19 protein-coding genes and 1 tRNA gene are annotated in these 20,723 nt (G+C 61.6%); 10 read left to right on the top strand and 10 right to left on the bottom strand.

Going from position 1 to position 20,723, the window contains the following annotated elements; translation table 11 throughout:
• The first annotated feature begins 711 nt into the window (after nucleotides 1–711).
• On the top strand, nucleotides 712–1,848 hold the full coding sequence (locus tag GH983_RS02625) for an ATP-grasp domain-containing protein (RefSeq protein WP_246727485.1): 1,137 nt from the start codon (nucleotides 712–714) through the stop codon (nucleotides 1,846–1,848).
• On the opposite strand, the gene GH983_RS02630 is transcribed toward GH983_RS02625, so the two are convergent.
• From GH983_RS02630 to GH983_RS02665, 7 genes are all read right to left on the bottom strand, one after another.
• Complete coding sequence (locus GH983_RS02630) at nucleotides 1,818–2,801, bottom strand: Rieske 2Fe-2S domain-containing protein (RefSeq protein ID WP_153763535.1); 984 nt, start codon at nucleotides 2,799–2,801, stop codon at nucleotides 1,818–1,820. The two genes, GH983_RS02625 and GH983_RS02630, sit on opposite strands and share 31 nt — an antisense overlap.
• A 2-nt stretch (nucleotides 2,802–2,803) precedes the next feature.
• Nucleotides 2,804–3,925: a GNAT family N-acetyltransferase gene (locus tag GH983_RS02635; RefSeq protein ID WP_153761531.1), complete on the bottom strand. Its 1,122-nt coding sequence runs from the start codon at nucleotides 3,923–3,925 to the stop codon at nucleotides 2,804–2,806.
• Nucleotides 3,922–5,193: an AMP-binding protein gene (locus GH983_RS02640; RefSeq protein ID WP_153761532.1), complete on the bottom strand. Its 1,272-nt coding sequence runs from the start codon at nucleotides 5,191–5,193 to the stop codon at nucleotides 3,922–3,924. Before GH983_RS02640 ends, GH983_RS02635 begins: the two co-directional genes overlap by 4 nt.
• On the bottom strand, nucleotides 5,190–6,011 hold the full coding sequence (locus tag GH983_RS02645; protein ID WP_153761533.1) for an MBL fold metallo-hydrolase: 822 nt from the start codon (nucleotides 6,009–6,011) through the stop codon (nucleotides 5,190–5,192). Before GH983_RS02645 ends, GH983_RS02640 begins: the two co-directional genes overlap by 4 nt.
• On the bottom strand, nucleotides 6,008–6,985 hold the full coding sequence (locus GH983_RS02650; RefSeq protein WP_153761534.1) for an NAD(P)-dependent oxidoreductase: 978 nt from the start codon (nucleotides 6,983–6,985) through the stop codon (nucleotides 6,008–6,010). Before GH983_RS02650 ends, GH983_RS02645 begins: the two co-directional genes overlap by 4 nt.
• A 5-nt stretch (nucleotides 6,986–6,990) precedes the next feature.
• The gene (locus tag GH983_RS02655; protein ID WP_153761535.1) at nucleotides 6,991–7,998 is read right to left on the bottom strand and encodes a 3-oxoacyl-ACP synthase III family protein; all 1,008 of its coding nucleotides are present in this window, start codon (nucleotides 7,996–7,998) and stop codon (nucleotides 6,991–6,993) included.
• Nucleotides 7,999–8,848: 850 nt separating this feature from the next.
• Nucleotides 8,849–8,922, bottom strand: a tRNA-Gln gene (locus GH983_RS02665).
• Between the two features lie 298 nt (nucleotides 8,923–9,220).
• On the opposite strand from GH983_RS02665, the gene GH983_RS02670 reads away from it, so the two are divergent.
• Genes GH983_RS02670 through GH983_RS02680 form a run of 3 tightly spaced genes read left to right on the top strand, consistent with a single transcriptional unit; the run spans nucleotide 9,221 to nucleotide 12,103 of the window.
• Entirely contained in the window at nucleotides 9,221–10,879 is a 1,659-nt protein-coding gene (locus GH983_RS02670) for a Ppx/GppA phosphatase family protein (protein ID WP_153761536.1), read from the top strand.
• Between the two features lie 2 nt (nucleotides 10,880–10,881).
• Entirely contained in the window at nucleotides 10,882–11,664 is a 783-nt protein-coding gene (locus GH983_RS02675; protein ID WP_054148754.1) for an RlmE family RNA methyltransferase, read from the top strand.
• Between the two features lie 55 nt (nucleotides 11,665–11,719).
• Nucleotides 11,720–12,103 carry a VOC family protein gene (locus GH983_RS02680; RefSeq protein WP_054148755.1) on the top strand — a complete coding sequence of 128 codons (384 nt, stop codon included), beginning with the start codon at nucleotides 11,720–11,722 and terminating at the stop codon, nucleotides 12,101–12,103.
• Here GH983_RS02680 and GH983_RS02685 read toward each other — a convergent pair whose 3' ends face one another.
• Entirely contained in the window at nucleotides 12,104–13,510 is a 1,407-nt protein-coding gene (locus GH983_RS02685) for a DHA2 family efflux MFS transporter permease subunit (RefSeq protein WP_153761537.1), read from the bottom strand.
• Nucleotides 13,511–13,744: 234 nt separating this feature from the next.
• Between GH983_RS02685 and GH983_RS02690 the strand changes: the two genes are divergently transcribed.
• Nucleotides 13,745–14,734, top strand: coding sequence for an MBL fold metallo-hydrolase (locus tag GH983_RS02690; protein WP_153761538.1), 990 nt, complete (start codon nucleotides 13,745–13,747; stop codon nucleotides 14,732–14,734).
• Between the two features lie 46 nt (nucleotides 14,735–14,780).
• On the opposite strand, the gene GH983_RS02695 is transcribed toward GH983_RS02690, so the two are convergent.
• Complete coding sequence (locus GH983_RS02695; protein WP_153761539.1) at nucleotides 14,781–15,092, bottom strand: ATPase inhibitor subunit zeta; 312 nt, start codon at nucleotides 15,090–15,092, stop codon at nucleotides 14,781–14,783.
• Nucleotides 15,093–15,393: 301 nt separating this feature from the next.
• On the opposite strand from GH983_RS02695, the gene guaB reads away from it, so the two are divergent.
• The 5 genes from guaB (at nucleotide 15,394) to adhP (ending at nucleotide 20,054) form a co-directional block, all read left to right on the top strand.
• Entirely contained in the window at nucleotides 15,394–16,884 is a 1,491-nt protein-coding gene (guaB, locus tag GH983_RS02700; RefSeq protein WP_054148758.1) for an IMP dehydrogenase, read from the top strand.
• Nucleotides 16,881–17,450 (top strand): hypothetical protein, encoded by a 570-nt coding sequence (locus GH983_RS02705; RefSeq protein WP_153761540.1) that lies wholly within the window; start codon nucleotides 16,881–16,883, stop codon nucleotides 17,448–17,450. The genes guaB and GH983_RS02705 overlap by 4 nt, the downstream gene beginning before the upstream one ends.
• Before the next feature lie 36 nt (nucleotides 17,451–17,486).
• Nucleotides 17,487–17,900: an MAPEG family protein gene (locus tag GH983_RS02710; protein ID WP_054148760.1), complete on the top strand. Its 414-nt coding sequence runs from the start codon at nucleotides 17,487–17,489 to the stop codon at nucleotides 17,898–17,900.
• Nucleotides 17,901–17,991: 91 nt separating this feature from the next.
• Complete coding sequence (locus GH983_RS02715) at nucleotides 17,992–18,867, top strand: dienelactone hydrolase family protein (RefSeq protein ID WP_153761541.1); 876 nt, start codon at nucleotides 17,992–17,994, stop codon at nucleotides 18,865–18,867.
• A 158-nt stretch (nucleotides 18,868–19,025) separates the two neighbouring features.
• The gene (adhP, locus tag GH983_RS02720; RefSeq protein WP_153761542.1) at nucleotides 19,026–20,054 is read left to right on the top strand and encodes an alcohol dehydrogenase AdhP; all 1,029 of its coding nucleotides are present in this window, start codon (nucleotides 19,026–19,028) and stop codon (nucleotides 20,052–20,054) included.
• A gap of 69 nt (nucleotides 20,055–20,123) precedes the next feature.
• Here adhP and GH983_RS02725 read toward each other — a convergent pair whose 3' ends face one another.
• Nucleotides 20,124–20,579, bottom strand: coding sequence for a hypothetical protein (locus tag GH983_RS02725; protein ID WP_153761543.1), 456 nt, complete (start codon nucleotides 20,577–20,579; stop codon nucleotides 20,124–20,126).
• Nucleotides 20,580–20,723 lie beyond the last annotated feature (144 nt).

Consider the following 20,723-nt stretch of genomic DNA (forward strand, 5'->3'; position numbering starts at 1 on the left):
ATGGTGGATGCTTTCGTACGCCTGACGGCACCCGAAACCCTCCACCATCTCGGTCGTAGAAACTTCGCGGCAGGCACCTGAAATCAGACGCGGCTCGCGCAAGTGGCTCGTAGCCTTTCCGCCACTTGCAGACAGTGAGATCTCTGCAAAACAGTTCGTCGTTATGAACCGCATGGCCGGCGCTGCCGCGGGCTATGCAATCATGACCCTATCGATCTGGGCGGATTTCGATGAATGCGTGGGACCTATCGCGCTGCGGGTTCTATTTCGTCCCGCACTCTTGGCTTCGTAAAGAAGCTTGTCCGCTCGTTCATACAAGGTCGTCAAGGCATCGTCGTTAGAGATAGGTGTGATGCCCATTCTCGTTGTCACGGGCCCTGCGAGACCCGGAACCGCATTGGCGACGGTGGCTGGGATTGCTTGGCGGCTAAACTCGGCCTGTGCATCCACGTCCTGACCTCGAATGAGAAGGATGACCGTCTGCTCGGGCGTGGATTTTCGTCGTGAAGCCGCCAATTTGTCAACAGGGCCTAGCAACCGCAACGTTGCGGCTCGATGATCTTGTGCCTGGAACGTCTGTTGGCTAATGCGTCAGGCAAAGCTCTGCGGCATGCCAGTATCTCCGCTACGACACCAGTACAGTAGGACGCAGCAACGATGGTGGCTTCGGTTTTAAGTCGGTCAGTTTTAATCACGGGGGCGAGGGCACCGGTGGCATTGCACCTCGCGCGGCTCTTCCACGGCGCAGGTTGGCGCGTGCTGCTTGCCGACACGCCAGCCAAACCGATTTCAGCCACCAGCCGTGCCTGCGATGGCTATTTTCGTTTGCCGCCGCCGCGTTTTGAACCGAAAAGCTATGCCGATGTGGTCGAAGACCTGGTGAAACGGGAAAATGTCTCATTGGTCGTGCCGACCTGCGAGGAGATCTTTTATCTGGCTGCACTCTGGCGGGAACGGGGGATGACGGCACGGCTGTTCGCGCCAGACGCAGATGTCCTTACACGGGCGCACAACAAGTTTGATTTCATCGAAATCTGCAAAAGCCTCAAACTGGCAGTGCCGCATACCGTGCTCCTGCAGAACAGAGCCGACCTTGCCTCTATCCGCTCGATGGCGTCTCAGATGGTTTTCAAACCCGCCTGGTCGCGCTTTGCGAGCCGGGTGCTGCTTCAGCCGAAACCTGAAGAGGTAGACGCTCTTGCGCCAACGCCTCAGGCACCCTGGCTCGCCCAGGAATTCATCGCGGGACAGGAGATCAGTGCCTACGCCATCGCGCAGAATGGCCGTCTGCAGGCGCTTTCGCTCTACAGCTCAATCTACCGTGCCGGCAAGGGCGCGGGCATTTATTTCAAGCCTGTTGAGAACGAGGCGGCCAAGGCTTTCGTGACGGATTTTGCCGCCGGCACCGGTTGGACGGGCCAGCTTTCCTTCGACCTGATCCTCAAGACCGACGGTGCCGTACTGCCGCTTGAATGCAATCCGCGCGCTACAAGCGGGCTGCATTTCTTCTGCGATCCAAAGCCATTCGCACAGGCGATCTGGACAGGCGAAGGCAGCCTGAAACCGGATATATCCAGCCCGCAGACAGTCCGCCTTGCCTTGTGGATCTACGGGCTGCCAGCCGCTCTGCGCCGTGGCGATCTCCGCAGCTTTATGCATGACCTCAAAAGTGCGGAGGAGCTTCTCGACTGGCCGCAAGACCCTGAACCAAAACGCGCGCAATGGCGTGCGCTTGGCGAAATCGCGGCGCTCGCCCTTCGCCACCGCATTTCCCTTCAACGCGCCTCCACCCGCGATATCGAATGGGACGGGCCGGATCAGAGTTCGAAAGAGAAACTCTCCGGCTGATTGGCAGCAGGCGGCGCTGCACCGTCCATGATTGCCTCGATGCTTCGACGCAGGAAATCAAGCGGTCCGATGATCGCCGATGCCTGCGGCCAGTAAGCCGCATTCAGGCTTGCCGATGCCAGTACCCGCCGGTCCTGTTCCAGGGCAACGCGGAACATGGGCTGGAAAGCCAGAGACTTCAGGTGATCAAGCAGACCGCCCTGCGGCCCGATCAGGCAACCGATCCCATCCACCTGGCTCTCCGCCGCCTGTCGGAGATGGAATGTCGTCGCAAGCACCAGGCCCTTCGGCCCCCAGTATTCCAGTTCGGCAATACCGGGATAGCGGAAACGCCCAATCGTCCTCACCCGCTCCCCCTCCAGCAAACGGCTGATCAGGCCGTTTTGCCGATCTTCGCCGGTATAACACGCCTCGACCCAGCCGGGACCGCCGGTGACATCGACACGCACGCGCTGCCGCTCGCTGCTCAATCCGCGCAGAAGGCCCTTGTGGGTGAAATGGGTGTGTGTTGCATCGAGAATGTTCTCGGCGGCATCGACCAGCGTCGAGCGCGTGCTGCTGCTCACAAGCTTGACGATGATCTTCTGCCCCTCGGCGCAGTGCAGATAGGGCTCGTCCTTGGGCGCGCCGCTTGCCACGAACACCACACCCTCCTTCACGAATGTCGTCAATCGTGGCACGCGATAGCCGGGCACGGCACCCGTATGACCGGGAATGGCCGTACAGAAACCTGCCGCGTTGAATCGCCAGCCGTGATACGGACACTCGATCTCACCGTCTTTGACTTTGCCCTTCGAGAGTTCCACATGCCGGTGGGGGCAGCGATCATGCAAAGCGGCAATCGTCTCGCCGCTGCGAAACAGCACCACAGGCAGTCCTGCCAGCAATATCCGCCGCGGTCTCTTGCCAATCTCAGAGGCAATGGCAACGGCCTGCCAGGTGTCGGGAGACATGCTCACAGGTCAAAACCCTCCAGAAGCGGAATGCCTATACGCCGCAGCAACGCCTCCATGACCCGCACCGCCAGGCGCTGGCGTGCCGGAAGATGCGCGACATAGACGGCATTGTATTCGATGACGGGTACTGCTCCGCGCAGGCTTTTGAAACGGCCCGCCCCGGCACTCATGTTGAAAAACAGCCCACGCTCGGCCGCGATCATCTGGCCTGTCGCCATGACCAGCCGATAAAGTCCATCCTTCAGCGGCAGGCTCGTATCATAGCCGACGATCGGTTGCGTCAGCGTGCGACCATTGGCGAAAAAGCCGGACACCGCCGCAAGCCTGCCCGCGCCGTCCCGGAAGCCTACGAGGTCAAACAGGCCGCGCCTGTGCATCTCCCTGATGTAAAGCGCGGTATATTGCGGATTGAGCGGGGTATATTTTTCCAGATACAGCAGCGCGTAAAGCTCGGCTGCACGCTCGTAATCCGCTTCGGTAAAGCTTTCTCCGGCAGCAAACCGGTAGGCTGTCCGACTGATGAGCTTGCGGTCATACCCTTGGTTCTGCGTCTTGCGTCCGTCATTGCCGGAAAACAGATAGATCCGCCGCGCCGCGATCATGCGAAATCCCGCCGCCCTCAGATGACGGATCGAAGACCCGTCAGCCATTTCGTTCAATGAGCGGATGATAATCGCCCGATTGGGATATCGCTCGCACAACTCTGCCACCAGCCCGGAGGCCCCCGAGGCGCTGATGGCCGGCACCGGATTGGTGGACAGCAGCCAGTTGTTGACCTGCACCTGCTGATCGAGCCCACTGGCCCTCAAAAGCGGGCCGCAGGCACGGATCAGGCCAGATGCAGCCCAACGCAAGAGGGGAGCGCTGGCAAAATTGCGTGTCTCGTCGAGGGCATAGTCGATATAGGCGCTGCTTGGGCAACAGATATAGCAGGTCGGAGCATCGCGTTGCTCGTTAAGGGTAATCGGAAAATGACGCCCTTCCACGTCGATTGCATCAACCTTTGTCGAGAGGTTGCCAATGAGGTCCGGGACGGGATAGGCGTTGAAAAGCGCCACGAAACGACGAACCGCCTCCGGCTCATTCGACACCGCGCTACCCGCTCCAGAAAGTGTCATCATCGTGCATCCTCAGGCGGAAGCCGATTTTCCACCCGTCGAAGCTTCCGGTGAGGCTCAAATTCCATCGCCTGCTGTCGAAGGATAAGTGTCGGGGACAGCCCGCGCCGCGAAAACACATCGGCGAGTGCATCCCGGGCCGCCTTTGCACCATGGGCGGCAAGTTTCGGCTCCAGAACAAGCGCTATCTGCTGAGCCGCCTCCCGCAGGATGCGAAAATCGGTGATCGAGCGATCGGCCCCCAGCACTGCATTGCGCATCACATCAGGCGTCACCAGAAGCCGCATGCCATCCGCACGGTCAAAAACAAACGCGTCATCCAGCCGACCGACGATCTCGTCGACAACCCGGAGCGGCGATCCACAGGCGCAGGGGCTGTTGGACAGGCGCAGAAGGTCGTTCATGCGGTACCGCGCCATGATCTGGAACTGGCGCCGGAAGCAGGTCACACGGGGCGAAACCAGCCCGCTCTCCACCGCCTCGAATTCGAAGAAATTGGCGTCTTCGGCAAGATGCAGGGTCCCATGCGAGCAGGAGACAGCGAAAAGCCCTTCCGTCGCCATATAGATCTGCCCCAGCCTCTTGCCAAAGCGGGTCTCGATGATTGTGCGGTCGAAGGGATCCAGCGTTTCGCCTCCGGCAAAGATGCGTCTCGGCTGCAGCCGTTCGGCGTGCTCGGCAAGATGGCGCAAAACCCGAGGCGGCGCAACGATGGTGGTGGGTGCAAACCTCTCAAGGTCATGCAGCCAGGCCTCGATACCCCGGTTGAGGTCGAAAAACATCAGCCGCAGCAAGCGGGAGCGATTGGCGCCGTCATAAAGCGCGGAGTTCTGCGGCAGGATGACAGCAACCCTTTCGGGATCAAGGAGGAACCGCGGCACGGCCTTTGCGAGAATGGCGCCCAGCCAGCGGTCTTTGTCGCAGGCGTCAACAGCATAAAGCGTCCGATTGCCGCTCGTGCCGGTGCTGGCGCCAAGGCTGACCTCCCCGATCTGGCCGGTGGTCTCAAAAGCGCGCCATCCCTCTTCAGCGCTGATCCGCCCTCGGTTGAAGGCGGCAAACTCGCCCATGACCACGGCCTTGTCGATGATGGGCAGCATCTCCAGCCGACGTGCTGCACCTCGGTAGAAATCGACGGCGGACAGGCTGTGGTCGAGCCAGCGCTGAAGCGCCAAGGACTGCCAGCGCTCGAAGGCGGCACGCGAGCGCCCGGCCCGCGAGGTCCAGAGCGTTTGCGCAAAGGCGGATGCAATGCGAAGGCGGGAGGTCACGGCATGCCCTTACTCAGATCGTGCGGGCTGACCGCAGGATCGTGACACAAAAGTACCTCACCGCCCGCCTCCTGAAAGGCAAGGACGCGACGGGTGCTCTCGGCAAGGGCCAAGGGATCGTCAGCCACGAGGCTTGCGGGAAAGCCCGGACGCCGCTCCGGCACCAATGCATCCCCGCACCATTGTGCATCGACTGCATAGAGAAGTGGCCGTGGCATGGCGCTAAAGCACAGACCGAAATGGCCGGCGGCATGCCCCGGAAGATCGATGGCAAGCACGCTGCCGTCACCGAAAAGGTCGCGGCCTTTCCCAAGGCCAAGCGGCGCCTCGATCAGGGCAAATCCGTCGACATCGACCGTTCGCGAAAGAAGGCCGGCAGGCAGAAGCTCGGTGAATATGCCGTGGCGCAGATTGGCCCGAACGGGCGCCCGCAGGACGCGTCCCAGCATCTCTTGCTTTGCGATGATCCGCGCATTGGCAAACGCATCGAGACCCGCGACATGATCGGCATGGAAATGGGTGACGATGACGATAGAGACATCATCGGGCGTAAATCCGAGCCTTTGCAAAACCGCTGCGGGCTGCCCGCTCGTCACCAGATCCGGACCGAGGATTGCGTTATAGAGGCGCAAGCCGAGGCTGCGCTTGCCCTGCGTCACCCGCGGCCCATAGCCCGTATCGATCAGCACAAGCCCCGCTGTCGGATGCTCGAAAAGACCATAGCGCACCCTCAGAGGCACGGGCCGCCAGCCCCCGCCGCGAAGATAAAAGCGTTCCGGCGCGCTGACAAAGGCGCCGTTGGCAAACACCGGTCTCATGGCCCGCGCCCCTGGGCAATCGTCATTGCAAGCCCCTCTTCGAATGAGATCCGAGGTCGCCAGCCAAGCATCCGGCGGGCCTTGGAGATATCGAGGCTCTGGCAAAACGCAAATAGACCGAGCGTATAGGGCGTAACCAGGGGCTCGGTTGAGGCCGAACGGGCAAGGCTCACCAGTTCCACCAGGCGAGCAGCCGCCAGCGCCGGATAAAACGGCACGCGTCTCCAGCGCAGCTCGATTGCAAGCCTTGAACAAACACGCTCGACGATGTGACGCACCGGCACCATTTCGCCACTCGAAATGTTGAAGGTCTGCCCCTCGATATCACTGATCGTCAAAGCCGCCTCGATGGCCTGCACAACATCATCAACATGGGTAAGATCGATGGCGGCCGCGCCGGACCGCAACAGCGGCAGGGGACCATGGCGGGCAGCAGCCGTGATCCGAGGCAGCAGCGTCTGGTCGCCAAGGCCATAGATGCCACGCGGCCGCAGGTTCACCGGGCCGACACTCCCTCGGGCAAGAACCATTGCTTCGGCCTCGGCCTTGGTTCGGGCATAGGCGTTGATCGGAGGCGGCAGTGGCGCCGTTTCGGCGACGTCGGTCTTGTCCTTGAGTTCGAAATAAACCGTTGGCGAGGATATGTTGACGAAGCGAAGAGCCTTGAGCGCATGAGCCAGATCAAGCACATGGCCCGTGCCCTCGACATTGGCCAGGCGAAAGGCTGCAGGCTTTCCCCAGGATGCCGAGAGTGCCGCACAATGCACCACAGCATCCACGCTGCCGATCTCATCGACAAGTTGAAGCACGGGTCGGGACATATCCGCGCAAACGGTCGCGAAACCCAGATCCTGGAGATGACGGCAACGGGCCTCATCACGACCGAGCCCGACCGTCTCAAATCCGCGGGCCGCCAGATACCGGATCAGCCGACCGCCCAGAAAACCCGTGGCGCCTGTGACGAGAACACGCATGGGATTCAAACCTCTATCGCCATGCCGCCAAAGGACACACCGGCCGATGTGCCGAGCATGAGAAGCTTGCTTCCCTTGCTGATCCGCCCGTCAGCCCAGGCGATATCGAGCGCCGTCGGAATAGAGGCTGCTATCTGATTGCCAAATCGCGTCGTAATATTGACCACCCGATTAGCCGCCATCCCGGTCTGCCTGATCATGTGCTCCAGGGCCAAAGGGCTGGCCTGATGCGGCACCACCAGATCAACATCATCGGCCGTCCATCCGGCAGCGGTGAGAAGCTCGTCGACGAAGCGGGGGAAATGACGATGCGTGACGCGAAACAGCGCTTTGCCATCCATACGGAAGGAGGCATGGGCGGCGAATTCATCCGGCTGCCGGTGAAAATCGAAGCGCGTACCGCCCGCACCGATTCCGCAAGCGTCATAGGCTGAAGGATAGCTGCGCATGAGACTGGCACGGATTGAACTGTCACCCTCGGAAGCGGCCGCCAGCACGATTGCAGCCGCCCCATCGCCGAACAATGCCGCAACATCCGGCTGGTCGTGCCAAGGCAGCGCCCTCGAGGCAATATCTGCAGAAAAGACAATGGCGACCTGTGCCCGTCCCATCTCGATACGGTCGGCGGCTAGATCAACAGCGGCCAGGAAGCTGAGACAGCTCGCATTGACATCGAAGGCGGCAGCACGGCCAGCGGCAATGCCGAGCCGGTCCATCACCAGCGGGGCGGTTGTCGGCAGGGGCTGATAGGGAACACCACAAGCGCCGATGACAAGATCAATGTCCTCAGGGCCCATGCCCGCCTTTTGCATCGCAAGGTTTGCAGCGGCGACAGCCATTGCAATCTGATCGTCCTCTGCCTGACACACATGTCGGCTGAACACGCCGGATAGTCGCTCAAGAGAACCCTCTTCTAAGCCCAGTTCCCGATCGAGGTCCGTCGACAAAAGGACCCGGGAAGGAACAAAATGTCCCGTCCCGGCTATACGCAACCGACGAATATCGCCGCTCATTCGACCAAGGTCCATATTGGAAGCTTTACTTGGTCACATCCGGTTTCGCAAACAAGGCCGGAACTGCATAGGCTTCGGCCAAAGCAGAGTTTGGCTGTGCCGGCTTGATTACAGGAACTGTTGTCAAAATTGGTTCCAAAATCAAGGGAAACGTAATTCAAGACTGCTTTTTTGGCAGGCAAATTGGGCTCGCGGCGGGACATGATCATCGAGCGGATGTGCAATCGTCTCAAGCAGTTTCGTCGCATGCGACCCGATTTGACAAAACCCGAGAATCCTTCTCCGCATTTCTTGCTCGGGCCGCCGCAAAGATTTGGCTGCCTTACTTAGTCAACAGGACCTGTTAATGATCGATCCGTTGGGTGAATGCAGCAACCCAGCACCCAGTCTGCTCTCGGCCCCTTTGCAGTTATCGTTCTTGGGTCCCCAGCCTTTTTCGCGAGACCCGTGGCAGCACGACGGATGGACTGAAGAACAGCAGCCGTGACTGCTCAAGTTGTTGAGAAGGCGTCGCTTTTTTCTGTGAGAAATAGTCGCTGATTTTCAGCGAAAAACCGGCCTAAAATGGCTCGCCTGGGGAACGTGGATTCTCACATGATTTCAAAGACTTAAAAAATTCGCCTTTGATTTTCCTCTGTTTTACTGCCGCAAGCGACCATGGACACCATCTTTGTGCCTTGGCGGACTGCCATGACGAAGACACCCTGTATCAGGCCCGAAGGTCACCCCATGCCGATTTCAGCTTGGGCATCACCTTTGGGCATCAGTTTTGGGCATCAGGTCGCCGATGATGCCAAAACGTGATCCGGCACGACGGAAAAACATGAGAATCAAGGCTTTTCGGGAGAATTGGCTGGGGAACCTGGATTCGAACCAAGATTAACGGAGTCAGAGTCCGTCGTTCTACCGTTGAACTATTCCCCACCAGGGTATCGCCGCGGCGATCGGTGAGCGGGCTTATAGCCAAAACATCCGGCATTGCAAAGACTGAATTTCAAAAAAAATGACAGCTTTCGCAAAAGAGCGTGACGCGAGGTCGGCGGCCACTCGATGACCGCCGTGGCCGGCCGCTCGCAGCCGTGCCCCATGCTCCCGGCGGCCCTTTTGAAAAACCGTTTGGTGCTCCGGGCAGGCGCTGGTATGCTTTGCCCAACGAAACGAATGATGACACCAGCGGCATGCGTCGATCTTGGCGCCTTGCGCGGTGCAGTGGAAAACTTCAGTGACAGACCCCAATCGCGGCGGACAGCCGAACAGCGAGGGGGCGTCGACAGGCAAGCGCAAGGGCGGGTCTCCCCGTCGGCGCGGCAAGGGCAAGAAGACGGGGCCGGTTAAACACGGTCACGAGGCTTCTGCCTCGGCAGGATCGGCGGGCACGCCAGTCGCCGAGCGACGTTCCGAATCAGTCTTTGCGGATGGTCCCATCCGCAAGCGAAAGCGCCGTCGTCGCGGCAAGGGCGGCGGTCCCGGCGCTGCGGATACGACCATTGGCAATCCCAACGGCAAGATCCATGACCGTGGTGCGACGGGCAGCACAGAGACTGTGGCGTCCACGAACCTGCGGAACAGCGGCCGCGGCGAGCAGGGCATGCAGCCTCAGTCGCGTGCGGCGCGGATCGGAGAGCAAGGCGGGTCGGATCCGGCAAGCCCGCGCCCCGGTCGCAAGCGCAAGCGCAATCGAAACCGCCATGCGGTAGCCCAGAAGCCGGGCCATGTTCGCCCGCTGGCCGGTTCCGAGCCGCCCTCGGCCGCCGCGGCAAAGCCGGGTCGAGCCCAGGCGCATGCTGCACCCAACGCGCATCCGGTTGCCCATGTGCAGCAAAAGACCGTGCCCGCTGTTGAGCGAGGCCGCCCGGCCCAGGACGGCGGACCGGATGACCTCTATGCGGCACTCGATCTTGGCACCAACAATTGCCGCCTGCTGATTGCCCAGCCGACCCGGCCTGGCCAGTTCCGTGTCGTGGATGCCTTTTCCCGCATCGTGCGTCTCGGCGAAGGCCTTGGCACCACCGGCCGCCTGTCGCAGGACGCCATGGACCGCGCGGTCGATGCCCTGCGCGTCTGCGCCAGCAAGCTGTCCGGCCGTGACATCAGGCGCATGCGGCTGATCGCAACCGAAGCCTGCCGTGCGGCGGAAAACGGTGAGCTCTTCCTGGAGCGGGTCACCGCCGAGACAGGCTTGCAGCTCGAAATCATCAATCGCGAGACCGAGGCGCGGCTTGCCGTCTCCGGCTGCTCTTCGCTCGTCGGCCGGGAAGCGCGCTCCGTGGTGCTCTTCGACATCGGCGGCGGCTCCTCGGAGATTGCGGTCATCCGCATCCACGACAACCGCTCCAGCCGGCTCGCCAACCACATCACCCACTGGACATCGCTGCCCGTCGGCGTGGTGACGCTCTCCGAACGGCATGGCGGTCGCGACGTCACGCCTGATGTTTTCGAAGGGATGACCCGCGAGGTCGAAGGCATGCTGGCCAAGTTCGAATGCCCCGATATCCCCCGCAGCATGGACGATTTCCACCTGATCGGCACCTCGGGAACGGTGACGACGCTCGCCGGCGTGCATCTCGATCTGCCGCGCTACGATCGCCGCAAGGTCGATGGCCTCTGGCTCTCCGATGCCGAGGTGACCGCCATGCAGGCAAAACTCCTGTCCTGGGATTATGCCGGTCGCGCCGCCAATCCCTGCATTGGCCCTGATCGCGCCGACCTCGTTCTGGCCGGCTGCGCGATCCTCGAAGCGATCCGCCGTCGCTGGCCCTCGAGCCGCATGCGCGTCGCCGACCGCGGTCTGCGCGAAGGCCTGCTCACCGACATGATGGCCGATGACGGCGTTTGGCGCCGCGGCCGCAATCGACGTCCTCCAGTATCCAGGGAGCGCTGACCATGGCGAAACCACCCATCGGCGGTAACCGCACGGGCCGCAAGCTCGGCCAGAAGGTCAAGAAGGGCAAGCTCAAGGCCTCGTCCAGACGCTGGCTCGAGCGCCACATCAATGACCCCTATGTCCAGCGGGCAAAGCTCGAGGGCTACCGCGCCCGTGCAGCCTTCAAGCTGCTGGAGATCGACGAGAAGCATCAGGTCCTGAAAGGGGCCAAGCGCATCATCGATTTAGGTGCGGCCCCCGGAAGCTGGTCGCAGATCGCCGCCAAGGTCACCGATTCCACCGACGACGATATCCGCGTCGCCGCGATCGATTTCCTGGAAATGGCGCAGATTCCGGGCGTGAAGATCCTGCAGCTCGACTTCCTTGATCCGGATGCACCCCGCCAGCTGATCGAGGCCGTCGGTGGCACGCCGAACCTGGTCCTGTCGGACATGGCAGCCCCCACCACTGGCCACCAAAAGACCGACCATATTCGCACCATGCATCTGTGCGAAGTGGCGGCACACTTTGCCGTCGAGGTTCTGGCGGAAGGCGGCCATTTTCTCGCCAAGACCTTCCAGGGCGGCACGGAAAAGGATCTGCTCAACATGTTGAAGCAGAATTTTCGCCAGGTCCTGCATATCAAGCCAGCCTCGTCGCGCCAGGAATCGGTCGAGATGTTCCTGCTCGCCAAGGGCTTCAAGGGCCGCAATGGCCCAGGCGTTGTCGAACTCGACGAGGAAGGTTTCGCCCGCGATCCGCGCGAAGATATGCCCGCCACCGAGGATCTGGATCAGGACTGAAGTCAAGGTGGAAGCGCCGTGTCTTAAGCCTGGGCCAAGCGGAGGGGCATCTGTCATGTTTACTTACATCACCGTCGGCATCAACGATCTGCCCGGCGCCATCCGCTTCTATGATGCTGTCCTGGCGACGCTCGGCATCGAGCGCCGTGAAACGGACGAGAACGAGGCGGGTTATGCCACCGCCGGCGATAGCCGCTGCCGCTTCTGGATCAATCATCCCTTCGATCGCCGCGCGGCAACGGTGGGCAATGGCTCCATGCCGGCCTTCGAGGCGTCTTCGCGCGCGGCAGTCGATGCGTTCCATGCCGCAGCAATCGCCCATGGCGGCACTGACGACGGCGCCCCCGGCATTCGCCATTTTCACCCCAATTTCTATGCCTGTTACGTCCGGGATCCCGACGGCAACAAGCTTTCGGCGCTTTGCGAGCGACCGGAATAGTCACTTGACGTTGATCGTCTCGTCTTCGCTTGCCCGCCGGTAGCCGGAGACGGCCGAGCCGACATCGCGTGGCAGGCCGAAGAAGGGGACGACCGCAAACAGCGAAAGACCCGCGACAATCGCAAACGCCAGGTGGAAATCACCGAGCGACAGGCCCTGACCGGACATCCGCGTGCTGGCTTCGAGGATCGAGGCAGCGGCGGCGACGCCGAGCGCCAGGCTCACCTGCTGCAGCACGGAGGTAAGCGAGGTCGCCTGGGACGCGGCCCGATCCTCGATCTCCGCATAGCCAAGAGTGTTCACTCCTGTGAAGAAGAACGAGCGGCAGAAACCGCCGACAAGCAGGATCGCCATGATCAGAAGAACAGGTGTCGCCGGTGTGAACAGCGCATTGGCAGCCGTCGTCAGCGCCCCGAAGATGCCGGCCATGATCAGCACATTGCGAAAGCCCAGAGCGGCAAAGGCACGTCTTGCGATGAACTTGGTGGTGATCGCTCCGACGGCGGCAATGAAGGTGATCATGCCGGATTCGAAGGCGGTCATGCCGAAGCCAAGTTGCAGCATCAGCGGCAACAGGAAAGGCGTGGCACCGGCCGCGATCCGGAACAGCGTGCCGCCGACGATCGAGGCGCGGAAGCTCCTGTTGGCAAAGAGGGTGAGGTTCAAAATTGGTGCGGGATGTCGCCGGGCATGCAGCACGTAGAGGATCATCGACAAGATGCCGATCAAGGTTGCGATGGCTCCGACCCAGACGGGCAAAGCCGGCAGGCTCATCACCGAAAGGCCGAAGACCAGTCCGGATGCCGCCACCGCACTCAGGAGAAAGCCCTTCCAGTCGATCCGCGCCGTCTCGACCGGCTCGATCTCGGGAAGGTAGACGCTGGACAGCCAGAGGCCGAGGAGACCGATCGGGAGATTGATCAGGAAGATCCAGTGCCAGCTGAAGAATGTCGTGATGAACCCGCCGACCGGCGGCCCGGTAATCGGGCCAAGTAGTCCGGGAATAGTCAGCAGCGCCATTGCGGAGACCAGTTCGCTCTTCTTCGTGGTACGCAAGAGAACGAGACGTCCGACCGGCGTCATCATTGCCCCGCCCATACCCTGCAGGAAGCGGGCAGAAACGAAGGTAAGAAGCGAATCGGAGATGGCGCAGAACAGCGAACCGAGCATGAAGACGACAATCGCCGCCCGGAACACCCGCTTGGCGCCGTAACGATCCGCCATCCAGCCGCTCGCGGGAATAAAGATCGCAAGCGCCACCATATAGGAGGTGAGTGCGAGCTTCAGCGTGATCGGCCCCACGCCGAGATCGGCCGCGATCGTCGGAAGGGCCGTGGCGATCACGGTCGAGTCCATCTGTTCCATGAACAGGGCTACGGCGAGAATAAGCGGTGTGATGCGATTCATCGGCATTCCGGAAGATGCCGCGACTGCGGCCGGTCTTAAGCGTCACATAGCGCAGACAAGCCCGGGTTGAAACCGCCGATCGCCAGCGAAACGGACCCCCAAGGAAGCGAGGTTCCCGTCGTCTGGATCAGAAAGCATCACGATGGTGTGAGGCCGCTACCCGCCGCCCGCCTTTCCCCTATGTCGTGGTGAGCCTGCGCAGGGCCTAGGCGAAATTTGTTTGAGGAGATTGCGATGATTTCTATGAAAAGACGTATGCTGCTCGGCGGTGCCGGTGTAGCACTGGCGGCTCCCATGATCATGACGCGTGCTGCTGTGGCGCAGCAGTCGGGTGCGGAGACCTCGATGAATATCGACCATGCAATGCCGCCGGAAACGCACCGCTTCAATGTCGGCAAGTTCGAGGTCGTTGTGGTCAAGGATGGCGCGCGCCCCTCGGAAAATCCGCAGGAAACCTTCGGCACCAACCAGTCGCCGGACACCGTGGGCGCGCTGCTCGAGGCAAACTTCCTGCCCTCCGACAAGTTCGTCAACAGCTTCGCCCCGGTGCTGGTCAATACCGGTTCCGACGTGATCCTGTTCGACACCGGTCTCGGTGAGGGCGGACGTGCAAACGGCCTCGGTCGCCTGGTTGAAGGCCTGACGGCCGCCGGCTACAAGCGCGAAGATGTGACAACTGTAGTGCTCACCCATATGCATGGCGACCATATCGGCGGTTTGATGGAAGGTGGCCAGCCGACCTTCCCGAATGCGCGTTATGTGACGGGCCAGGCCGAATATGACTTCTGGGCCGATCCGGCCCGCGTCGGAACACCGGCCGAGAACGGCCACAAGGGTGTGCTCGCCAATGTCCAGCCGATGGCCGAAAAGATGACCTTCATCGGCGACGGTGGCGAGGTGGTCTCCGGGATTACCGGCATGGCGGCATTCGGCCATTCGCCGGGCCACATGATCTACCGCCTGGAGTCGGAAGGTCGCCAGCTGGTTCTAACGGCCGACACCGCGAACCACTTCGTCCTCTCGCTGCAGCGTCCGGATTGGGAAGTCCGCTTCGACATGGACAAGGCCGCAGCCGCCGCCACCCGCGCCAAGGTCTTCGACATGCTGGCGACCGACAAGCTCGCTTTCCTCGGCTACCACATGCCGTTCCCGGCCGTCGGTTTCGTCGAGAAGGTTGACCAGGGTTATCGCTACGTGCCGAAGGCCTACCAGTTCGATATCTGAGCCTGATCAGGGGCCGCGCCGAGGTGCGGCCCCTTTATTCTGAGGATCACTGACCGGCGAAGATTTCGTCGGTTGCCTGCTCGATGAACTGATGGATGCGGCTGTCGAGGTCGGCATCGCTCACAACGACACCTGCCGAGGAAAAGTCCTGGCGCAACTGCTCAAACAGCCGATGCGGCTCCACGACCTGCTTGACGGCAACGGTGCGCGCATAGGCTTCGACATCGTCGAGCCCCATCGTATAGGCAGCCCATCGGCCGACCATCTTGCTGCCGCGCACGCGGGCCTTGAACTGGATTTCCGCCTGGCGGGCGAACTGGTTTTCGAGTGCCTGAGCACGCTTCTTCAATGCAGTCATTGTCGATCCCCTGGTCTTCTTGTTCTTGGTTGTGCCCCCAGCCCCGAGAGCAGACCCGTTATATAAGCAAGGGCTTCAAGGACCGTGTAGCGGGTCGATACAATTCTAACGATCGCGGATTTTTCTGTATTGGCGAAGCCTCGATCCGCGACCTGGAAACTTTGCCAGCTTTTGCTATTCCTTTCCTGTCATGAACGTGTTACCAGCCCTCGCCAACTTCCAAGCATTTCATGCAGAAGCGACCGAACGGGATTTCTCGTTTTCCGGCCGGATTCTGCCTATTCAAACGAAGGAATTGGCAATGGCACGCATCGTAATGTCGGCAACTGGCGCAGAAGCGCTCACCTTTGACGACGTCCTCCTGCAGCCGGGGCACTCCGAAGTGATGCCGGGGCAGACCAACATCGCGACGCGGATTGCCCGGGATATCGACCTCTCCCTTCCGATCCTCTCCTCCGCCATGGATACCGTCACCGAAAGCCGGCTGGCGATCGCCATGGCCCAGGCCGGCGGCATCGGCGTCATCCACCGCAACCTGACACCCACCGAGCAGGCTGAAGAAGTCCGCCAGGTCAAGAAGTTCGAAAGCGGCATGGTCGTCAATCCGGTGACCATCGGCCCAGAGGCAACTTTGGCGGAAGCCAAGGCGCTGATGGGCGCACACGGCATTTCCGGTATTCCGGTTGTCGAGGGTGCAAGCCGCCCCGGTCGCCTCGTCGGCATCCTGACCAACCGCGACGTGCGCTTTGCGTCTGACCCGAGCCAGAAGATTTACGAACTGATGACCCGCGAGAACCTCGTGACGGTCAAGGACGGTGTCGATCAGCAGGAAGCCAAGCGCTTGCTGCATTCGCACCGCATCGAGAAGCTCCTCGTCATCGACAATGAAGGCCGCTGCGTTGGCCTGATCACCGTCAAGGATATCGAGAAGTCGCAGCTCAACCCGCATGCCGCCAAGGATGCGCAAGGCCGCCTGCGCGTCGCCGCTGCCATCTCCACCGGTGATGATGGCGTCGAGCGCGCCGAGCGCCTGATCGATGCCGGCTGCGACGTGATCGTCGTCGATACCGCCCACGGCCATAGTCAGAAGGTCCTGGATGCCGTTGCCCATGTAAAGAAGATGTCGAACGCCATCCGCATCATCGCCGGCAACGTCGCCACGAGCGAGGGCACCCGTGCGCTGATCGATGCCGGCGCAGATTGCATCAAGGTCGGCATCGGCCCGGGCTCGATCTGCACTACCCGCGTCGTCGCCGGCGTCGGCGTGCCGCAGCTCGCAGCTGTCATGGCCGCCGTCGAAGAAGGCAACAAGCACGACATCCCGGTCATCGCCGACGGTGGCATCAAGTTCTCGGGCGATGTCGCCAAGGCGATTGCCGCCGGCGCCTCGGCCGTCATGGTCGGCTCGCTGCTCGCCGGCACGGATGAAAGCCCCGGCGAGGTCTATCTCTACCAGGGCCGTTCGTTCAAAGCCTATCGCGGAATGGGCTCCGTCGGTGCCATGGCCCGTGGTTCGGCTGACCGCTACTTCCAGGCGGAAGTGCGCGACACGCTGAAGCTGGTGCCGGAAGGCATCGAAGGCCAGGTGCCCTACAAGGGCCCGGTCTCGGCCGTGCTGCACCAGCTCGCCGGTGGCCTGAAGGCCGCCATGGGTTATGTCGGCGGCAAGGACATCAAGGACTTCCAGGAAAAGGCGACCTTTGTGCGCATCTCCGGCGCCGGCCTTCGTGAAAGCCATCCGCATGGCGTGACCATCACCCGCGAAAGCCCGAACTACCCGGGCGCCGCGTGATCCTGGAACGAACACCCGGACCGCGCCGGGCGCCGCTGCTCTGGGCAAGCGGCGTCCTCTCGGCCGGGCTGCTTGCCTGGATGCATATCGGCTTCGCACGACCGTTCGCTGGATTGACCGGCGGACGGGCCATGCCCGACCTGGATATCGAGAGCACGGGGCAGGGGCTGCTTGCGCTGAAGTCGCTTCTGGAGACGAGGCCGGAAGCGGCCGAACTCTTGCGCGCCATGCATCTCGGTCCCGACCTCCTGCTACCGGCGGTGCTTGGCCTGTTTTTCTTCCTGCTGATGCGACAGGCCGCGCCGGGTGCGAGCCTCTACGGACGCGCGGCCGAGCGTCTGCTGCCGGCACTGACGGCTCTGCCCGTGGCCTATGTGGCAGTCGACTATGCCGAAAACATCCTGAGCCTGATGCTCTTTCCCCCCGCGATGCCCGCGCCGGGCACCGCAGACCTTTTTGCGGAAGCCATCTCCTGGCTCACGCGTCTGAAGTTTGCCGCTCTCGTCATTTCGGGCATCCTCATTCTGCGGCTGACGTTTGGCCCGAAGCCCGCAATCGAGCCCTGATTCCTCCGCCGCATCAATTTAAGGACGTGATTTTCCATGACCGGTTTTGAGATGTTCTGGCCGCTGATGGCCCATGCCTTCCTCGTCTTCTGCCTCTATGCCCTGCTGGTCATGCGCCGCGCCTCGGTCGTCCGTTCGGGCAAGGTCGAGCGCATCGCCTTCCGCGAGAACCTGGCCGAACCAGAGGAAAGCAGGGTGGTGAACAGGACAATCGCCAACCAGTTCGAGCTGCCGGTCCTGTTCTATGCACTCTCGGTGCTGCTCTTCATCACCGAGGCCGACAATATCGTTGCCGTTGTTCTCGCCTGGATCTTCGTCGCAGCACGTTACGTTCAGGCCGCAATGCAGCTGATCGGCAATCTGCCGCTGCGCCGCCTGTTCTTCATGGTCGGGTTCGCGACGCTGTTCCTGATGTGGCTGTGGCTTGTCGTCTGGATGGCCACCAGCTGACGACTTCACCCTTCACGGCAACGTGTCTGGGCGCTCCGTGCCTCGGCCCTATCTTGGCGTGGCATCCCATCCATCCCCCGAGGAGAGTGTCATGTCGAAGCCCGAAATCACACAAGGTATGATCGATGCCTATGACGAATACACCCACCTGACCCTCGATCGCCGAGGCTTCATGCAGAAGCTGACGGCGCTCGCCGGCTCCGGTGCCGCCGCCGCTGCCATCATGCCCATGCTCGCCGCTAACCAGGCAAATGCCGCCATGGTCGAGGAGAACGACGCGCGGCTCGACGTGTCGGACGTGACCTATCCCGGCGCCTCCGGCGAGATGAAGGGATATCTGGCGATCCCGAAGGATGCCGCCGGCCGGCTACCCGCCGTGATCGTTATCCACGAAAACCGTGGCCTCAACCCGCATATCCGCGATGTCGCCCGCCGCATGGCACTCGAAGGTTTCGTCGCGTTGGCACCGGATTTCCTGTCGCCCAATGGCGGCACGCCCGCCAATGAGGACGAGGCGCGCAACATGTTCCAGTCGTTGGACATGGCCGGTGCCACGGCCAACGGCGAGGCAACACGCGCCTTCCTCGCAGGCTATGAGAAGACCAATGGCAAGGTCGGTGCGATCGGCTTCTGCTGGGGCGGCGGCATGGTCAACCGCATGGCGGTCGCCTCTCCGGAGCTTGGCGCCGGCGTCGCCTATTACGGCTCGCAGGCCCCAGCCGATCAGGTGCCGTCGATCACGGCCCCGCTGATGCTGCACTATGCGAGCCTCGACGAGCGCATCAATGCCGGCATCGACGCCTACAAGGCAGCCCTCGACGCCAACGGCAAGACCTACGAGCTGCACATGTATGAGGGCGTCAACCACGCCTTCAACAACGACACCTCGTCTGCCCGCTACGACAAGGCCGCCGCAGACCTTGCCTGGTCGCGCACTATCGAGTTCCTCAAGAAGAACCTTGCCTGATCGGATGGGGGGGGGCGTCGCGCTCCCCCCCATCCATGACATTTCGATGAAATCTCCCTGCCTTTGACACCGATCAAACCGCTTCACCTCTCCTGCGCCTAGCTTGCCCTCAATTCGCCGGCACACGCGCCGCGCGCAATCAAGCGAGGGAGATTGACATGGCATCGATGATGAAGGCTGCGGTGGTCCGCGAATTCGGCAAGCCGTTGGTGATCGAGGAAATGCCCATCCCGGATCCGGGCCCCGGCCAGATCCTGGTGAAATACGAGGCGACGGGCGTCTGCCACACCGACTTGCATGCCGCCAATGGTGACTGGCCGGTCAAGCCCAACCCGCCATTCATTCCAGGCCATGAGGGTGTCGGCTATGTTGCGAAGCTTGGTGCCGGCGTCTCGCGCATCAAGGAAGGTGATCGCGTCGGCGTACCGTGGCTGCACACCGCCTGCGGCTGCTGCTCGCCGTGCCGCACTGGCTGGGAAACGCTTTGCGGAAGCCAGCAGAACACCGGTTATTCGGTGAACGGCACCTTTGCCCAATATGGCCTCGCAGATCCCGACTATGTCGGACGCCTCCCGGACAATCTCGAATTTGGCGCCGCCGCTCCCATTCTCTGCGCCGGTGTCACTGTCTATAAGGGCCTGAAGGAAACCGAGGTGAAGCCCGGTGAATGGGTGGTCATCTCCGGCATTGGCGGCCTCGGCCACATGGCGGTGCAATATGCCAAGGCCATGGGCATGCATGTGGTCGCCGCCGACATTTTCGAGGACAAGCTGAAGCTTGCCAAGGATCTCGGCGCCGATGTCGTCGTGAACGGCACGGCGGCAGATGCGATCGAACAAGTGCAGAAGGCGACCGGCGGGGTGCATGGCGCGCTCGTCACCGCGGTTTCGCCCAAGGCCATGGAGCAGGCCTATGGCTTCCTGCGCTCCAAGGGCACCATGGCGCTGGTCGGTCTGCCGCCCGGCTTCATCTCGCTGCCGGTCTTCGAGACGGTGCTGAAGCGCATCACGGTGCGTGGCTCGATCGTCGGCACGCGTCAGGATCTCGAGGAGAGCCTGCAGTTTGCTGGCGAAGGCAAGGTCGCCTCCCATTTCAGCTGGGACAAGCTGGAGAACATCAACGCGATTTTCGACCGCATGAAAGAAGGCAAGATCGACGGTCGTATCGTCCTCGATCTCGCAGCCTGATTCAAAACGACAAGTCGAGGGGCGGCATCGCGTATGCCGCCCCTCGTACGTTTTCGTCCGACGCGCGGGTCAGTTGCCCGACTGGATGACGGCGACGCGCGGAAGAGCACTGGTGCAGGCCGTGTCTTCGCAGATCCCCGAGAGCCAGACCTCGCCATTGCCGATCATGACGCCTTCGGAATTGACGAAGAGATCGCCATAGTTCTGGTTCGATACGGCCTCGACGATCGTTTCGGTAAACACGCTGTCATAGCCGTCCAGCAATTCCTGTTCCGAACTATAGGTCGCCTCTTCGCCGTCGATGGACACGGTGATCGGATAGCTCACCAGGCTGACCACTATGTCGGACTTGCCTTCCTCGAGCGCCACCTTGAAGGCGTAAAACAGCTCCTTGTAGTCTGCGACATCCCCGAGAAGGGTTTCGATCTGTTGATCGACCGAGGCTTCGTCGGCTCGCGCGACCTGGGTTGTAAGGACAGCTGCGGCGAGCGCGGCGGAAAAGAAAATGGCAGTCGATCTGATCATGTGATGTTGGTCCCCAAACAAGCTTCACCCACCTGATAATCCAGATCTGCGACGGTGCATCGCATCACTTTTGGAGGGATCTGCAATAGAGCGCGGCAATTGTGAACGCAGAGTGAAGGAGGCGGGTCTGGTTGCCGGCCTGAC

The sequence above is a fragment of the Agrobacterium sp. MA01 genome, assembly GCF_009650195.1.
Lineage (GTDB): Bacteria > Pseudomonadota > Alphaproteobacteria > Rhizobiales > Rhizobiaceae > Allorhizobium.